Raw genomic sequence first — 14,565 nt, 5'->3', positions numbered from 1 at the left:
GGGAGTACATTGGAATCAATAATTGAGAGAAAAGAAATAGTAATTCATGAATATTTTAATATGTGGCTAACAAATGATTTTGAACATTTAGAGGATCTTATGACTATTGACTGTACTTATCAAGATTCTTCAGGAAAATGTTTTCTTTCGTTAGCAGAAATTGAAAAGTGGATTGAAGAGAAGAAACAAAAACGGCGAATCTTGAGTTGGGATGTTAAAAAGATTTGGCCAACGATGGATAACACGTTCTTTGTACTTTGGAATTTTACTAGTGTGGAGAAGACCGCATGTAATTTTGATGGAATCTCAATTATCCAGTTTGATCGTCAAGGGATGATTACTAGTATTAGAGAATATAAATCAAATAGTGAACATGAATTTCCATACCATTACTAGAAATAAAAATGGCATCTATTAAGAAGTACCCAAGGTGGATAAAATATACCTGAGTTTCTTAATAGATGCCATTTCCCTTTAATGTATAAAGTAAAAATTGTTTTTAGTTTTTGTTTTCTCAAGTACTTAGTCAATATTATCCAATTCTAAAATATGATATTCATAGTCCAAATTCTTTGCGAATTGTAAAATATCAGTTGTTTTGACAAAATGGGACGTTTGGCACCAGTTAATTCTTGAAATTGGTGGAAATCTAATCTTTTAGCATCGTCCATAATTAATAAATAACATTCAGTTTTTTAGTTAGAAACATAGTTTTAGTCCTAACGCCGACAATTTCTTCTATATAATTATCGGCTTCTTCAGTAGTATGTGCTACTGGATGATAAACGATTTGGTATTCAATATTCATTTTATCTAAGGCTTGTTCAACTTGTTCTGCTGGTTCCATATTGATTCCTCCTAAATTAAAACAAATGCATTTATATCAGTGTATCATCATTTTTTATTAATCAGAATTTAAAATGGGCTTTAGTTTAGAATTTTTAAATGAATAATTTTGATAAGCAATTCGTAAAAAATCAGGTGTGTGGTTATATTGAAGAGTAGCTAATTCTGGAATGGTAATAGAACTTTCACTGTTTAACCATTCTTTGAATAGTCCCATACTTCCATATGAGTGATATTTGATTTCATAAATTTGTTCTGTAGTTGTATCTTTTTGATATACACTTTCAACTGCGATTTTAGCCGAGGCAACATTGAATTTTTGAATGTATTGATTAATAGAATTTTGTGAATGATCAGTGTAAGTTCTTTGATAAAATGTTTTACGCTTTGCCATTTGTTCCAGATTACGAATGATACTTGAAATGGAATATTCTGGAGTATCGTCACCATAGATTTTTGAAAAATCATTCAAGAATATCCAGGCAACTAATTCATATTTATCATGGAAATGATAATAAAAGGTCTGGGGTATTGTATTGCATCTTTTACAGAGATCAACGATCCGTATTTTGTCTATGGGAATTGTTTTCAGCATTTGTTCTAGTTCATGGGCGAACAATAATTTGGTTTGATTTTTTAGTGACATTTTAACCTTCCTTATATAAATTCAGCTTTATATATAATGTTTATACATTTTATATGTTTTGTATAATGAAAAGTCTTAAATTACCGATTATATTTATTTATAAGTTGAAAGTGAGAAGGAGTAAAGTTTATGAATATTATGATAACTGGGGCCAGTGGCGAGTATGGAAGTTACGCGATTGACTATTTAAAAAAGTTTGTGCCAGGGGCCAATTTATATGGATTAGTTAGAAATGAAACTAAGGGTCAGGTTTTGAAGGAAAAGGGTGTCAATGTTAGAATTGGTGACTTTACCGATGCTAATTCGATGATTGATGCTTTAAAGGGGATTGATCGTCTGTTATTTGTATCAGTTTCCATACCTAACATTCAGCAAAATGTTGTACAGGCCGCACAAATTAATCATGTAAAATATATTGCATATACTAGCATTTATCAACCAGAGTATGCCAAGTTTGGATTAGAAAGTATCCATAAGCAAACTGAAAAATGGATTGAAGATTCTGGTATTCCATATACTTTTTTAAGAAATAGTTGGTATATGGAGGTTAATCAGGCTTTGTTTGATTATGCTGAGAAAACTAAAAAGTTTCCATATTTTTCAAAAGAGGGAGAACTTTCTTTTGCCTTGAAAAGAGAGTATGCCGAAGCGGGTGCAAGAGTTATTTTAGACGGAAACTATGGTCATATTGTTAATTTGGCGGGGAAACCTAAAACCTATGGACAAATTGTCTTAGCAACTCAAGAAGCTTTAGATACTGACTTAGATATTAAGCAAGTTTCTTCGAGTGAGTTCGTACCTGAATTGATGAGTGCTGGTATTTCAAGCCAAGGAACTTTGGTTTCAGAAGGATACCAAGAATATACTTTGAAAGGTAATAATGGTGAGAATTTAGCCGATTCGGCTGAATTTGAAAAAGTTCTAGGTCATCCTTTGACAAAACTACCTGTTGCAATTAAAGAATTGTTATTTAAGTAGTTAAAAAAGCTCGGAAATATCTGGTGATTATAATAAATAATAGTAATATTAAGAAAACATCTAAATTCAAAAATAGGGGTATATGGGATAATGAAAAAAAATCTATTTTCTTTGTACGGGCAATTCGTGCCGTAGTCAGATGGCTGAGGGGTTCGCAAAAGATATATTAGGTTCAGATTGGGAAGTGAGAAGTGCTGGAGTTGAAGTTCATGGAGTTAATCCTTTAGCAATTAAAGTGATGAACGAGGTAGGTATTGATATTTCGCATAACACTTCTAAGTTAATTGATACAGATTATTTGAATCAATGTTCAATCGTGGTTACTTTATGTGGTGATGCTAAGGATAAATGTCCGGTTACTCCTAGTTCTGTAAAAAGGATTCACTGGCCCTTAAAAGATCCCAATCAAGCAAGTGGAAATGAAATGGAAAGACTGATAGTTTTTCGTGAAGTTCGAGATCAAATTAAACAAAATATTAGTGATTTGGCTAAAAATATAAAGTAAATGGAGTTTATTCTTAAATAGACTCCATTTTTTTATTATTCATTTTTTGCATAGCTATCCATTAATTATAGGTATTAGACATTTGATTTAACTGAATCTAAAATATTCTCATAAGTTAATAAAACATGAGAAAGCAGGAATATTATATATGAGTACAGTAATGATTATTGGTGCTAATGGTGGTACAGCTAGAATTTTAACTGAACGTTTATTAAATGAAACTGACAATAATTTAATCCTTTATTTAAGAAAAGCAGAACGTCTTAGTCAATATCAAAATAATGATCGAGTAACAGTGATTGATGGGGATGTTTTGAAAACTCAGGACTTAGCTAAAGCAATGAAACCAGCTGATATTATTTATTCAAATGTCGGTGGAACTGATTTGGGAGCTCAAACTAAAAGTATTTTGGAGGCAATGGCAGAAGCAGACAAAAAACGTTTGATTTTTATCAGTGCTTTAGGTGCTCATCACGAAGTATCAGGTAAATTTGGTGAATGGAATGAACAAGCAATCTCTGCCTTTTTGCCCAGCTTTAGAGAATCGGCTAAGCTATTGGAAGATTCAGATATTTATTACACCGAAGTCCGTCCAGCTTGGTTAACAAATAATGATGAAGTTGATTACGAAGAAACAACGTTGGACCAGTCATTTAAAGGGACAGAAGTTTCTCGTGCTAGCGTGGCCGATTATGTTTTGAAATTGGTCAACAAACCACGTCAAGATTTGAGAGCTAGCATTGGATTGAATAAACCTAATACTGAGGGAGATAAGCCTAGGTTTATGTAATAATTTAGTGTTTTAGAGGGGGACATTTTCTCCTAAATAAAAACGGCAGTCCTTTAATCGAGGACTGTCATTTATTCTTTATCGTCAATGTATTCTAGAATGTCTCCCGGTTGACAATGCAAAATTTTGCATATTTTTTCTAAAGTAGTAAATCTAATGCCCTTTGCTTTCCCTGTTTTTAGAATTGATAGATTGGCTGGAGTAATTCCAATTTTCTTAGCGAGGTCCTTGGAAGAGATATTTGCTTTTAGCATCATTATGTCAAGATTTACTTTTATCATTAATATCACACCTAAATTACTGTATTTGAATCCTCTTGTAACTCAAATCCATATTTGAAAACTAAGTAGATCGTATAGAGTATAGCAACAAATATGATATATATACCAATTTGAGACCAAGAATTAGAGAAGACACCGCTCAATGAACTTACATGAGCACTGGCAAAGAAAAACATACTGAAAATATTGCAAAGAGTGACTATCGAAACTGATATTAACATTTTTTTGATATTTAATAAATTTGAAGCCACAAAAAATTGTTTGTTAGATATATTATCTACGACTCTTCTAAGTGAATGCATTGTGATAATTAGCGATGCAAAAATAACTATCGCATTTATACCTGCCAATAAAAGAGTTCCTTTGGTTAAGTTTCCTGAAGAAAGAATATATTTATTGAAATCTTCTTTATCACTTCCCGAAATAATGAACATCATGATCGTGGAGAAGATAACTCCAAATGTACCTAAGGAGAATATAACTTCGGCAACAATTGTTAGAATAGATACTGCTTTTAGAATAAAATTTGTTAAATATTTCATTTGAAACACCCCCCCAAAAGTTATTGTATAACATTAATAAATATATGCAATACAATAATTAATTATTGCAAAACAATAATTTAAAGAAACTAAAATATTGAAAATATATTTGTATTAAAAAAACAATCTTTCAATTACGAAAGATTGTTTTTCTAATTTAATTTAGCTTGGTTTTCTTGTACCCAAGCATTAACTCCAATATGGTACATTTTGATTTTAGTTAATGGATTAATAGCCCGACGATCAATTGCCATCTTACTGCCAGCAGTTACTTTTCGTCCGGTAAAATTACCATTATTGTCGTAGATGTTTGCTTCAGTAGTTGTAGTGATGCTTGATCCATAAAGAAATTTAGCCCATGGCAAGACATCTTTACTTGAAACAAAACCATCGTTGCTGACATGATAATATGTTTTACCGTTAATTGTAGCGATGATATCAGATAACCAATCAGAATTAGGAGATAGATCTAAATTATCACGTTTATTGCCGTAGCGGTCATACAAAGGAGTGTTGTAATTTTTGGTTGAAACTCCACCACGGATATCGGCTATTTGATAATCATCTCGGGTAGTATAGTCGGCACTTGTACGTTTACTATCAGCAATATCGTATTTTGATGGATTAGCATAATCGTTTTGTCTAGTAGCATCATAATTAGCAATTGTACTTGGATCAAACTTATCTCTCGATGCCTCGTCATTACCTATTTCCTGTGAAAAATAAATCATACCATTATCAGCAACTGTTACACCAATACCAACATAAGTTACGTAAGGATTGAGGATATTTTTACGATGACCGTAATCAGGAGTTCTATCATATTCTTCGGAATAAAATTCATTGGTAACCTTTTGGGCAATAGTTAGTGGATCAGTTGTACCAATCATAGAATAGGGCATTTGAGAAATATTCTCTTCAGCGGTTAGATTATAAGGGTACATATCACTGGTATTCCAATTGGAGTGATTATCGACACCAGTATTTGTAAATGAATCAGTTCTGCTCTGAGCATAGTTAGTTAAAACATTTACGGAGATTAACGGTTGTAGATTATTTTGAGATCTTAAACGATTTAATTCTGTTAGCATGTTTGCTTTAACTGCTGCTACATCGATATCCTCATAACTTGATTGTGTTGTAGCCATTAGGGATGAATCATTAGTTGTTGCAGTTTCAGCAGCAGAGTTATCAATGCTTTCTGCTTTTATAACAGTTTCCCCAAGGGTAGTAGTTAATAGCGTACTAGCAATGACCAAAATAGTAGTCTTTTTTATTTTTGAAAACATGATAATCCCCCCGTTCATTATTTGTCCGAATGTATTGCTTATAGTTAATATTCTATATTAGTTTTGGTGATTTAAACAGTGTCTAGCCAATCAATTAAAATTAAATATCAATGCAATGGGCAGAATTATCAGATATTTTTAATGTGATTTCCCGTTAAATTTGTCCACCAGTCGGCTAATAAAGTAGAGTGACAAAGATAGTATTGCTGATATAACTATAAATACAATCCATGAGGTCCAATTTCTATAGCCGCCAAATAATCCAAAGTAAAGTAAAAAGAAAATAAAACTGAGAATCGCATTTACTTGCCGTGACCAAGGATAGATTTGTAAGAAAGAGATTACTGCGATTAAGATTATGGCATCAGAGATTAAATTATTTTCACTTTTACTTAATAATTGAATGATTATTAAAATGAAGATAATAACTGAAACCAATATAGAAGTAAGTCGTGATTTTAGATTGTTCATATTTCCTTCTTTCTATAATAATTATTGTAATGAAAGCGTATCATAAATGACTATTCCAAGGCAAAATGGGTAAAGTAGGATTCAGTTAGATAAATGGTAAATAATTTTTTGTTGAATTTACAAATGTATCTTGAATTTGAAAACAAATTTAAAGTAGAATATCCAGTATGTTAAATAGTAAGCAGAAAAATCAAGACGACAGTAATAAACAAATACAAGTTTTTAAAGCTCTTGCGGACCCGATACGTCTAGAGATTATTAAGTATCTCAAGCACCACAGTCATGAAATTGCCTGTGGTGAAGTAGGGAAGGCAGTTAATATTAGTAAAACCTCAGGATCTTATCATTTTAAATTATTAGAGGCGGCTGGTTTGATCGATACAAGAAGAGAAGCTCGAGAAAAATATGTTACTTTAAATAAACAAACTTTTGATAAATATGTGACTGATTTTTATCAGAATATTTAATTATTTGTCATAAAATGTTGTATGTATTGATAGTATAGGATTTCCCTGAAAAGACGCTTTTAATGCGTCTTTTTTTTGTTGATTTTGTATTGTGCTGATTTTTAGTGAATGATAATGTTAAATAGTTCAAAAATATTTGAACTATTTTTTAAAAAACTGAGAAGGAGTTTCATAATGAAGGTAGCTACCACAGCAGTTAACGAAAAGAGGAATAATTCCACTTGGATTTTGGTTCTGATTCTTTATGTCGATGATGGATTCGATGATTGTAACCACAGCATCGACAGCAATTAGAACCGATTTTAATATTTCAGTCGGTACATTACAGTGGGCATTGAATGCTTATAATATCACGATAGGCGCAGTGCTATTAGTAGGAGTTTCATTAGGGGAAAGAATTGGGCGAAGAAGAATTTACAATATCGGTATATTTATTTTTACCCTAGGATCAGTATTTTGTGCCTTGTCCGATAATATTACATTTCTAATAATTGCTCGAGTAATTGAAGGTATTGGTGCATCAGTTATGACACCAATGTCGATGGCAATATTAACTCATGCAATTCCGACTTCAAAACGTGGTAAAGCCTTAGGAATTTGGAGTGGAATAGGTGGATTAGCATTGATTGTTGGTCCGTCATTAGGAGGATTTATTGTTGCTAAATTAGCTTGGCAATGGATTTTTTGGATTAATGTTCCTATCGGTATTGTGGCTATTTATTTATCCAGTAGGTTCTTGCCCGAAAGCACTGGAAAAATTGACAAAGTTAATATGCTGGACTCAATTTTAATTGTTCTTTCATCCGCAGGAATTATTTGGTCACTGTCGGAAACGACCTCAACCAAATCTTTAATAATTCCAATATTAACTGGAGGTATTAGTTTAATACTAATTGTTTGGTTTGTCTGGCGTCAGAGTAAAGAATCCAATCCGATGATTCCATTGGAGTATTTTAAATCAAGTGTTTTTACCGGAGGTAATTTAGCTACATCTTTGCTATATGCAGCAATGTATGGAGTGGTCTTCTTTCTACCACAGTTTTTACAAGTAGTCGATCATGCCAATTCACTTGTAGCCGGATTAGAGATTTTACCATGGACAGGTACATTAGTATTAGTTGCTCCTTTTGCTGGTAAAGCAGTAGATAAGTTTGGTGAAAAGATAATTTCGACAATTAGTTTGATATTACAAGGTTTGGGTTATTTATTAATAGCTATTTTAGTAAGTAATCAAAGTCCATATATTATAATAGTGATTCCATTGGTATTAGCCGGGGTAGGCTTATCTATGGCAGGGCCAGCGTTGCAAAAGGCTGTTTTAGGAGCGGTAGAACCTGTGGCTATTGGCAAAGCTTCTGGGATATATAATGTTTTTCGTTTAATGGGTGGTGCTGTTGGAACTACGGTATCGGTAATTGTTTTTTCTAGGTTTGGCAGTATTGGTAATGTTAGTTCATTTACAAATGGATTTCGCTCAGCAATGTTTTGTGCGGCAATATTATCAATGCTAGGGGTAATATTCTCTTTACGATTTAAAAATGATAAATAAAAATAAAGAATTCCCATATGACAATTGATGGTCACGTGGGAATTCTTTATTTATAATTATAAGTTTAATTCATAAGCTAAACGTGCGTTATCTTCATGATTAGTGGCTGATTCATCGACATAAATTTTTCCTCGGTGAACATATCCAGAACTAGTTGCAAGATGTTGCATACGTTTATTCAGTTGATGAGTGTCAATTCGGAAATTATGAATACCGTTTTGATAAGAATAACTGATTAAATTGGAAACAAAAATTTTACCTAAGTGTTGGCCGGCAAAATTACCACTAATAGCAATACGATGAATTGTTGCATATGGTTCGGTATTATTTTCCCATTGACCGTCAGTAATTTCACGGTAGTTAGGATCGTCAGCGACAATTAAAGTTGCAGTACCAGCAATTTTACCATCAACTACTAATAACCAACATTGTTGAGACATGATGTCGTCTTTTAAGATTGCAGTGTTTGGATAACCACTTTGCCATTGAGGACTGTCATCGGCTTTCAGCATAGCTTTAGCTTGATTGATGATTTTCATTATTTCGTCTAAATCTGATATTTGTGCATGTCTGATATAAATTGAACTCATTATGATTCCCCCGTATATAAGTAAGATGATTTAATTTTATCACTTTATTTTTGTAGGGTATGAAGAACATTTTTGGTTGGATAAGGTGATTTGCAGATTTATAAATTGACCATGTTATAATTGTAGACGCAATTAATCCAAGTGGAATCAACAATGGAGGACCATATGGCAACAAAACAAGTAGAAAATAATATGGTTGATCTGGCTCAACCAGTTCACCAACAATTGAATCAATATCGTGTTCAACAGATTAAGGCGGTATTGACCCTTCTAGATGAGGGCAATACGGTTCCTTTTATTGCTCGTTATCGTAAGGAAAAAACGGGGACATTAGATGAAGTTGCCATTAGAGATATTGAGGATGAAGCACATCGTTTGATGAAATTGAATCAACGTCGTCAAGATGTTTTGAAATTGATTCAAGAACAAGGAAAGTTAACACCTAAATTAAAAGAACAATTGGAACAAGCAACAGTTTTACAACAAGTTGAAGATCTATATCTTCCTTATAAACAAAAAAGAAGAACTAAAGCTACTATAGCTCGTGAAGCTGGCTTAGCTCCTTTAGCAAATTGGCTATTAACATTTCCCGAACGTGGTCTTGATATTAAAGCAAAAGGCTTTATTTCTAAGGATAAAGATTTACCAGATTTAGAGTCTGTTTGGTCTGGAGTTAATGAAATATTGGCTGAGATATTTAGTGAACGAGCTGATTTTCGTGAATGGATTCGTGGCTATACGTGGCAAAATGGTAAGTTGACTAGCAAAGTCAAGCGGGGAGCGGAGGATAAAGATGAACAACAAGTTTATGCCACTTACTATGATTTTGAACAAGCTATCAAACAAATACCACCATATCGTGTCTTGGCAATAAATCGTGGCGAACGGGAGAAAATTTTAACGGTTGGAATCACGGTGGATTCAGCAGCAATTTTACATTACGGAAATTCTCATTTAATCAAACAACATAGAGGACCAGCGGTCGATAAAGTTAAATCGGCGTTTGAAGATGCTTATAAACGTTTTATTGGTCCTTCAATTGAAAGAGAATTACGTCGACAACTATCTGATAAGGCTAATAACCATGCTATTCAGGTGTTTGGAAATAATTTATATCATCTCTTAATGCAAGCTCCTTTGAAGGGGAAAGTAGTAATGGGATTTGATCCTGCCTATCGAACTGGATGTAAGTTGGCAATCATGGATGCTAATGGAAGATTTTTGACTAAGCAAGTTATTTATCCCCATAAACCAGCAAGTAGTAAACAACGAGCAGAGGCTGGTCCTGAATTTAAAAAGTTATTAGAAAAATATCATGTCCAAATGATTGCAATTGGTAATGGAACAGCCAGTCGTGAATCTGAAGAATTTGTTAGTGATATTTTGAAAACCTTAGATCATCCTGTTTATTATGTAATTGTTAATGAAGCTGGAGCTTCAGTTTATTCAGCCAGTGCTAATGCTCGAGCAGAGTTTGCAGATTTGCACGTTGAAGAACGTTCAGCTGTTAGTATCGGTCGTCGTTTGCAAGATCCATTAGCAGAATTGATCAAGGTTGATCCTAAAGCAATTGGAGTGGGGCAGTATCAACATGATGTACCTGAAAAAGAATTAGATGAACAATTGGATCGAGTGGTTGAAACTGCGGTTAATCAAGTTGGAGTTAATTTAAATACAGCTAGTCCAGAATTGTTAACACATATTTCTGGATTGACAGCTACGACAGCTAAAAATATCGTTAAGTTTCGTAATGAGAATGGAGCTTATTCAAAACGACAGGATCTAAAAGCAGTTCCTCGTCTAGGGCCTAAAGCATATCAACAGTCAATCGGATTTTTGAGAATTATTGCCGGTAGCGATCCTTTGGACAATACGGATATTCATCCAGAAAGTTATGGAGTAACTAGAGAGTTATTAAATGACATTGATGCAACGACTGATTCAATTGGTACACCTGAGTTGCAGCAAGAATTAAAGAGTTTAGATATAAATAAATGGGCTGAACAATTAAATATTGGACAATCAACTTTATCTGATATTATTGCCGGATTAAGTAAACCTGGTCGTGATTTACGTGATAGTATGCCGGCGCCATTATTACGGCAAGATGTTTTGACTATGGCAGACTTGAAGCCAGGGATGGAACTTCAAGGAACTGTTAGAAATGTCATAGATTTTGGTGCATTCGTTGATATTGGTGTTAAACAGGACGGATTGGTTCATATTTCACAATTGGCTGATAAGTACGTCAGTGATCCTAGTACCGTTGTGACAATTGGTGATATCGTTACCGTTTGGGTACTTAGTGTTGATGAAGAACGTAATCGAATTCAATTGACCATGCGTAAAGATCATCAAAAATAATATACAATAAATCCCTTTAGATAACGATTGTCTAAAGGGGTTTGCTTTATAGTATTTTGATTAATCTTTTTTAATTTGGCTAGCAGAGTAATATATAAGTACACTCATACTAAAAGGGTATGGAACATTAATTGATTTATTTCAAAGGTGGGTTAAGAAATGTTGCGAAAGATTGCGGTTTTTTCGGATGTACATGGGAATATAACGGCATTAAATGCAGTTTTAGAAGATGCTAAGAGAAATGGAGCAACAGATTATTGGTTGCTGGGGGATTTATTTTTACCTGGTCCAGGAGCAAATGAAATTTATGAAGCCATTAATAATGTGAATCCATCTGTTTGGTTGCAAGGAAATTGGGAACAGGAAATTAATGGGGTGGTTAAAGGTGAAAATGTTCGAAATGATCAATCGAATGTTTATTTTGCGAGATTAACTGTGTATTTAATTTCTAATTTAAAGCAGAGCTATTTGCAAGAACTCTTTAAAAGACCAATTTCAACTAAAATAGTTGTTAATGGGCTGGATTTTGGGTTATCACATAATCAAGCCGACAGATCGACGGGACATGATTTATTTCCAGCTGAAAACCAAAGTAACTTTGACCATTTAGCAAAGGATCATGATGTTGTCTTGTATGGACACACTCACCAACAGGTAATGCGTACTTCTAGTGAAGGGCAACTTATTATTAATCCTGGTGCCATTGGGCAGCCTTATAGTCCTTATCCAAAGTTCATGTCAGATCAACGAGCTTGTTATACTATTTTGACAGTTGATGATGGCGGTAATCTTTCGGTTGATTTTCGCAAGGTGTCTTATGATATTAGTGAAGAAATTAAACTTGCTAAGAGTAAGCAATTACCTTATATAGAACTATATAAACATTTGCGGGAAACTGGTTATACGAGTACGCATGATGAAGAATTGTTAGACAAGTATAATAAGAAGTTTAATTATCAAAAGGATATTAATGATTTTTTCAATCCGAAATCTAATGACTAAATGTATTCAAAATTAAAAGGACATGACTATCGAAGTCATGTCCTTTAGTTTTTAATTTAATTATTTGGCAAAAACAAATTCACGGTTATCTTTGTTCAAAAAGGTTAGATCATTGATATTAATATTCAAATAATCGTGGAATCTAGTTTCAAGTGCTTTAGCAGCAGCGACATGGTCATCTTTTCGATCTGGTTGGATATTTTCCATATAGAAAAGTAGATTTTTGGTAGAATCCGTATCAGCTACTCGAGCACTGTCACGCCAAGCCCAGCAACGAGAAATAATATCTTTTTCATCACGATAAACTACTTCACCAGCAAGGGCTTCTTCAGGTTCATCCTCACCAATAGGAGTGAAATTTTCACCACCTTTGGCAACAGTCAAGTGAACGTCACCAACGATTTTGTCTAAATCTTCAGCAGCAATAGGGAAGGCATATTCCAAAGAAACTGAATTGTAAGTATCAACTACTGGATTGATATTGCCAACACCTTTGTTGTTCTTTGCCCGTTTTAACAAGTTCTCAACAGCATTACGAGCACCTTTTTTAGTTTTGAATTTGCGATAAGCATCACGCCAAGCTTTAACGACTGGATTGGCACTGATAGGATCATCAGGAACCCACTTTTTGGCAATCTCATTAGCGTTTTGAATCAAATCGTCAGGAACGTTAGCATTGTTATTATCAACGTTATGAGCTGTCATAACCGCAATTTCAACATCGGGGAAAAGATCCCAGAATTCTTGATCAATAATAATTTTTTGCATTAAAACCCCTCCACTATCTATTTAACTTCATTATAGGATATAGTCTTGGGTTGGTATATAGCTATTGTATAGCTATTGCTAGTTAAATTATGCTGATAAATTAAAAAAGTGATATTTGATTATATGAGATTGCTGGTACAAATGTATCTATTTACTTTCTATGATTAGCTTATGAGGAGAATTAATTCTGAAATAACTAGCCGAGAAATTAGCAAGAAGTTGGTGAATATTGATACTAAGAATTTTTTAAAAGAAAATCCACAAGAAACTGTAACTGATGTGACCGATTTTCAAGATTCGAATAGGGATACTGGTTATTTGGTTGCAACACTTAAAAAACATGGGGATTTGGGAGTATTCTTAAAACACCGAAGTGCTGGACCTTATTTGTATGATTTTCAGGTAATTTGGGTAAGACTGAATCATTTGTTTACCGACTATCAAAAGTTAGATTCTTGAATAGTAAAAAAGTGAAATTGAGATTTGAAATATTAATCTCGATTTCACTTTTTTTATTTTAAATTAATTCAATTGCAACAATTCCAAGAATAATGGTTAGTATACCTGAGATTTGTAATTTATTAATTTTATTGATTTCTGCTCCAAGAAAGCCCCAATTATCAATAACTAAACTAATGATGATTTGTCCCAATAATCCAAGGATAGTGGCTAGGCCAATACCAATTTGTGGAACTAAGAAAGCATTGATAAAAATATTTATTCCACCGATGATACCGCCTAAAAAGTTCCACCAAGGAGTATGTGCTGAAGCAATGAACTTCATGTTTTTGAAATTGCCTTGCAGAATATTAATTACTATTAAAATGATTGAAGCAATTAAGAAAGTTAAAAAGGCTGAGTAGATAGGTGATTTTAGAACAATTCCGACATGACCATTGATTGTTGATTCAATAGAGAAAGCAAAACCATCAAAAAGAGCAATAATTTGCCAGATCAATTTCTGATTTTTATTAGTAGATTTAACAGTAGTAGTTTTTTAGACAGTATAGAAGGTAAAGCAATTGTAATCATGATACCTGCAATAACTAAGATGATTCCTAATAGTTTAGTTAGTGATAGTGGACTAGTTTTAGCGTAAAACCAACCGAAATTATCAATGATAACGCTCATTAAAATTTGTCCAACCATAGGAATGATTACTGTCTGCACACTCCCTAAAATTGGAAATAAAAAGATGTTAATCGTTAGACAGATCATACCAATAATTCCACCTAGGTATCCCCACCAAGGCATAGAAGATAGAGAACCGTTCATTAAAGGAATGCCCGAACCTGTTAAAACACTTAAAATGATTAAGAATATAGTACCAACTAAAAATGGTGTTTTAACTCGATTACGTAGTTGAGAATTGATTGAAGTTTGTAAGGGAATAAATCCACCTGTTGTAATACCTAATAAAATAAAAAGTAACATATAAAAATTTCTCCGTTTGTTGATAGGTGATATGTTACAGTGA

At 33.3% G+C, this 14,565-nt stretch carries 17 protein-coding genes and 1 pseudogene; 9 read left to right on the top strand and 9 right to left on the bottom strand.

The window, feature by feature from the left end; all coding sequences use genetic code 11:
• Positions 1-9: 9 nt before the first annotated feature.
• A complete protein-coding gene (locus LAB100_RS02005) occupies positions 10-396 on the top strand; it encodes a nuclear transport factor 2 family protein (protein WP_119326190.1) in 387 nt (128 codons plus the stop codon).
• Positions 397-611: 215 nt separating this feature from the next.
• Here LAB100_RS02005 and LAB100_RS11515 read toward each other — a convergent pair.
• Both LAB100_RS11515 and LAB100_RS02000 read right to left on the bottom strand, forming a co-directional pair.
• Positions 612-847, bottom strand: a pseudogene (locus LAB100_RS11515) (YbaK/EbsC family protein); the annotation flags it as partial.
• A 57-nt stretch (positions 848-904) separates the two neighbouring features.
• Complete coding sequence (locus tag LAB100_RS02000) at positions 905-1,492, bottom strand: TetR/AcrR family transcriptional regulator C-terminal domain-containing protein (RefSeq protein WP_119326191.1); 588 nt, start codon at positions 1,490-1,492, stop codon at positions 905-907.
• A 129-nt stretch (positions 1,493-1,621) separates the two neighbouring features.
• Here LAB100_RS02000 and LAB100_RS01995 point away from each other — a divergent pair, with 129 nt between their 5' ends.
• From LAB100_RS01995 to LAB100_RS01985, 3 genes are all read left to right on the top strand, one after another.
• Complete coding sequence (locus LAB100_RS01995) at positions 1,622-2,470, top strand: NAD(P)H-binding protein (protein WP_119326192.1); 849 nt, start codon at positions 1,622-1,624, stop codon at positions 2,468-2,470.
• Positions 2,471-2,570: 100 nt separating this feature from the next.
• Positions 2,571-2,975 (top strand): arsenate reductase (thioredoxin), encoded by a 405-nt coding sequence (gene arsC / locus LAB100_RS01990; protein ID WP_281273970.1) that lies wholly within the window; start codon positions 2,571-2,573, stop codon positions 2,973-2,975.
• A gap of 148 nt (positions 2,976-3,123) precedes the next feature.
• Positions 3,124-3,765, top strand: coding sequence for an NAD(P)H-binding protein (locus tag LAB100_RS01985; protein WP_119326194.1), 642 nt, complete (start codon positions 3,124-3,126; stop codon positions 3,763-3,765).
• 71 nt (positions 3,766-3,836) lie between these two features.
• Here LAB100_RS01985 and LAB100_RS01980 read toward each other — a convergent pair whose 3' ends face one another.
• The 3 genes from LAB100_RS01980 to LAB100_RS01970 all read right to left on the bottom strand — a co-directional run bounded on the left by LAB100_RS01980 (position 3,837) and on the right by LAB100_RS01970 (position 5,877).
• The gene (locus LAB100_RS01980; protein ID WP_119326195.1) at positions 3,837-4,046 is read right to left on the bottom strand and encodes a helix-turn-helix domain-containing protein; all 210 of its coding nucleotides are present in this window, start codon (positions 4,044-4,046) and stop codon (positions 3,837-3,839) included.
• Between the two features lie 11 nt (positions 4,047-4,057).
• Complete coding sequence (locus LAB100_RS01975) at positions 4,058-4,588, bottom strand: hypothetical protein (RefSeq protein ID WP_119326196.1); 531 nt, start codon at positions 4,586-4,588, stop codon at positions 4,058-4,060.
• A 152-nt stretch (positions 4,589-4,740) separates the two neighbouring features.
• A complete protein-coding gene (locus LAB100_RS01970) occupies positions 4,741-5,877 on the bottom strand; it encodes a CAP domain-containing protein (RefSeq protein WP_162894181.1) in 1,137 nt (378 codons plus the stop codon).
• Between the two features lie 638 nt (positions 5,878-6,515).
• Between LAB100_RS01970 and LAB100_RS01965 the strand changes: the two genes are divergently transcribed.
• A complete protein-coding gene (locus tag LAB100_RS01965; protein WP_119326198.1) occupies positions 6,516-6,815 on the top strand; it encodes an ArsR/SmtB family transcription factor in 300 nt (99 codons plus the stop codon).
• A gap of 262 nt (positions 6,816-7,077) precedes the next feature.
• Positions 7,078-8,364 carry an MFS transporter gene (locus LAB100_RS01960; RefSeq protein WP_371851198.1) on the top strand — a complete coding sequence of 429 codons (1,287 nt, stop codon included), beginning with the start codon at positions 7,078-7,080 and terminating at the stop codon, positions 8,362-8,364.
• Positions 8,365-8,420: 56 nt separating this feature from the next.
• Here LAB100_RS01960 and LAB100_RS01955 read toward each other — a convergent pair whose 3' ends face one another.
• Positions 8,421-8,954, bottom strand: a complete 534-nt coding sequence (locus tag LAB100_RS01955; RefSeq protein WP_119326200.1) for a GNAT family N-acetyltransferase — start codon at positions 8,952-8,954, stop codon at positions 8,421-8,423.
• A gap of 165 nt (positions 8,955-9,119) precedes the next feature.
• On the opposite strand from LAB100_RS01955, the gene LAB100_RS01950 reads away from it, so the two are divergent.
• Positions 9,120-11,318 (top strand): Tex family protein, encoded by a 2,199-nt coding sequence (locus LAB100_RS01950; protein WP_119326201.1) that lies wholly within the window; start codon positions 9,120-9,122, stop codon positions 11,316-11,318.
• Positions 11,319-11,477: 159 nt separating this feature from the next.
• Positions 11,478-12,320, top strand: a complete 843-nt coding sequence (locus LAB100_RS01945; protein ID WP_119326202.1) for a metallophosphoesterase family protein — start codon at positions 11,478-11,480, stop codon at positions 12,318-12,320.
• Between the two features lie 60 nt (positions 12,321-12,380).
• Here LAB100_RS01945 and LAB100_RS01940 read toward each other — a convergent pair whose 3' ends face one another.
• A complete protein-coding gene (locus tag LAB100_RS01940) occupies positions 12,381-13,088 on the bottom strand; it encodes a B3/B4 domain-containing protein (RefSeq protein ID WP_119326203.1) in 708 nt (235 codons plus the stop codon).
• Between the two features lie 171 nt (positions 13,089-13,259).
• On the opposite strand from LAB100_RS01940, the gene LAB100_RS01935 reads away from it, so the two are divergent.
• Positions 13,260-13,547 carry a hypothetical protein gene (locus tag LAB100_RS01935; RefSeq protein WP_126322014.1) on the top strand — a complete coding sequence of 96 codons (288 nt, stop codon included), beginning with the start codon at positions 13,260-13,262 and terminating at the stop codon, positions 13,545-13,547.
• A 58-nt stretch (positions 13,548-13,605) separates the two neighbouring features.
• On the opposite strand, the gene LAB100_RS01930 is transcribed toward LAB100_RS01935, so the two are convergent.
• Both LAB100_RS01930 and LAB100_RS01925 read right to left on the bottom strand, forming a co-directional pair.
• Positions 13,606-14,046 (bottom strand): DMT family transporter, encoded by a 441-nt coding sequence (locus LAB100_RS01930; RefSeq protein ID WP_119326205.1) that lies wholly within the window; start codon positions 14,044-14,046, stop codon positions 13,606-13,608.
• Complete coding sequence (locus tag LAB100_RS01925; RefSeq protein ID WP_119326206.1) at positions 14,043-14,522, bottom strand: DMT family transporter; 480 nt, start codon at positions 14,520-14,522, stop codon at positions 14,043-14,045. Before LAB100_RS01925 ends, LAB100_RS01930 begins: the two co-directional genes overlap by 4 nt.
• Between the last annotated feature and the right edge of the window lie 43 nt (positions 14,523-14,565).

Origin of the sequence: Companilactobacillus musae, assembly GCF_003967595.1 — a bacterium.
In the GTDB taxonomy this organism is placed as follows: domain Bacteria; phylum Bacillota; class Bacilli; order Lactobacillales; family Lactobacillaceae; genus Companilactobacillus; species Companilactobacillus musae.
This window is presented reverse-complemented; position numbering and strand designations above follow the sequence as displayed.

Coding starts and splice junctions, on each gene's coding strand:
- LAB100_RS01940 (WP_119326203.1), bottom strand. CDS start 13,088: ATGCAAAAAATTATTATTGATCAAGAATTCTGGGATCTTTTCCCCGAT.
- LAB100_RS01995 (WP_119326192.1), top strand. CDS start 1,622: ATGAATATTATGATAACTGGGGCCAGTGGCGAGTATGGAAGTTACGCG.
- LAB100_RS01985 (WP_119326194.1), top strand. CDS start 3,124: ATGAGTACAGTAATGATTATTGGTGCTAATGGTGGTACAGCTAGAATT.
- LAB100_RS01955 (WP_119326200.1), bottom strand. CDS start 8,954: ATGAGTTCAATTTATATCAGACATGCACAAATATCAGATTTAGACGAA.
- LAB100_RS01950 (WP_119326201.1), top strand. CDS start 9,120: ATGGCAACAAAACAAGTAGAAAATAATATGGTTGATCTGGCTCAACCA.
- LAB100_RS01970 (WP_162894181.1), bottom strand. CDS start 5,877: ATGTTTTCAAAAATAAAAAAGACTACTATTTTGGTCATTGCTAGTACG.
- LAB100_RS01975 (WP_119326196.1), bottom strand. CDS start 4,588: ATGAAATATTTAACAAATTTTATTCTAAAAGCAGTATCTATTCTAACA.
- LAB100_RS01925 (WP_119326206.1), bottom strand. CDS start 14,522: ATGTTACTTTTTATTTTATTAGGTATTACAACAGGTGGATTTATTCCC.
- LAB100_RS01945 (WP_119326202.1), top strand. CDS start 11,478: ATGTTGCGAAAGATTGCGGTTTTTTCGGATGTACATGGGAATATAACG.
- LAB100_RS01965 (WP_119326198.1), top strand. CDS start 6,516: ATGTTAAATAGTAAGCAGAAAAATCAAGACGACAGTAATAAACAAATA.
- LAB100_RS02000 (WP_119326191.1), bottom strand. CDS start 1,492: ATGTCACTAAAAAATCAAACCAAATTATTGTTCGCCCATGAACTAGAA.
- LAB100_RS01980 (WP_119326195.1), bottom strand. CDS start 4,046: ATGATAAAAGTAAATCTTGACATAATGATGCTAAAAGCAAATATCTCT.
- LAB100_RS01935 (WP_126322014.1), top strand. CDS start 13,260: ATGAGGAGAATTAATTCTGAAATAACTAGCCGAGAAATTAGCAAGAAG.
- LAB100_RS01960 (WP_371851198.1), top strand. CDS start 7,078: ATGATTGTAACCACAGCATCGACAGCAATTAGAACCGATTTTAATATT.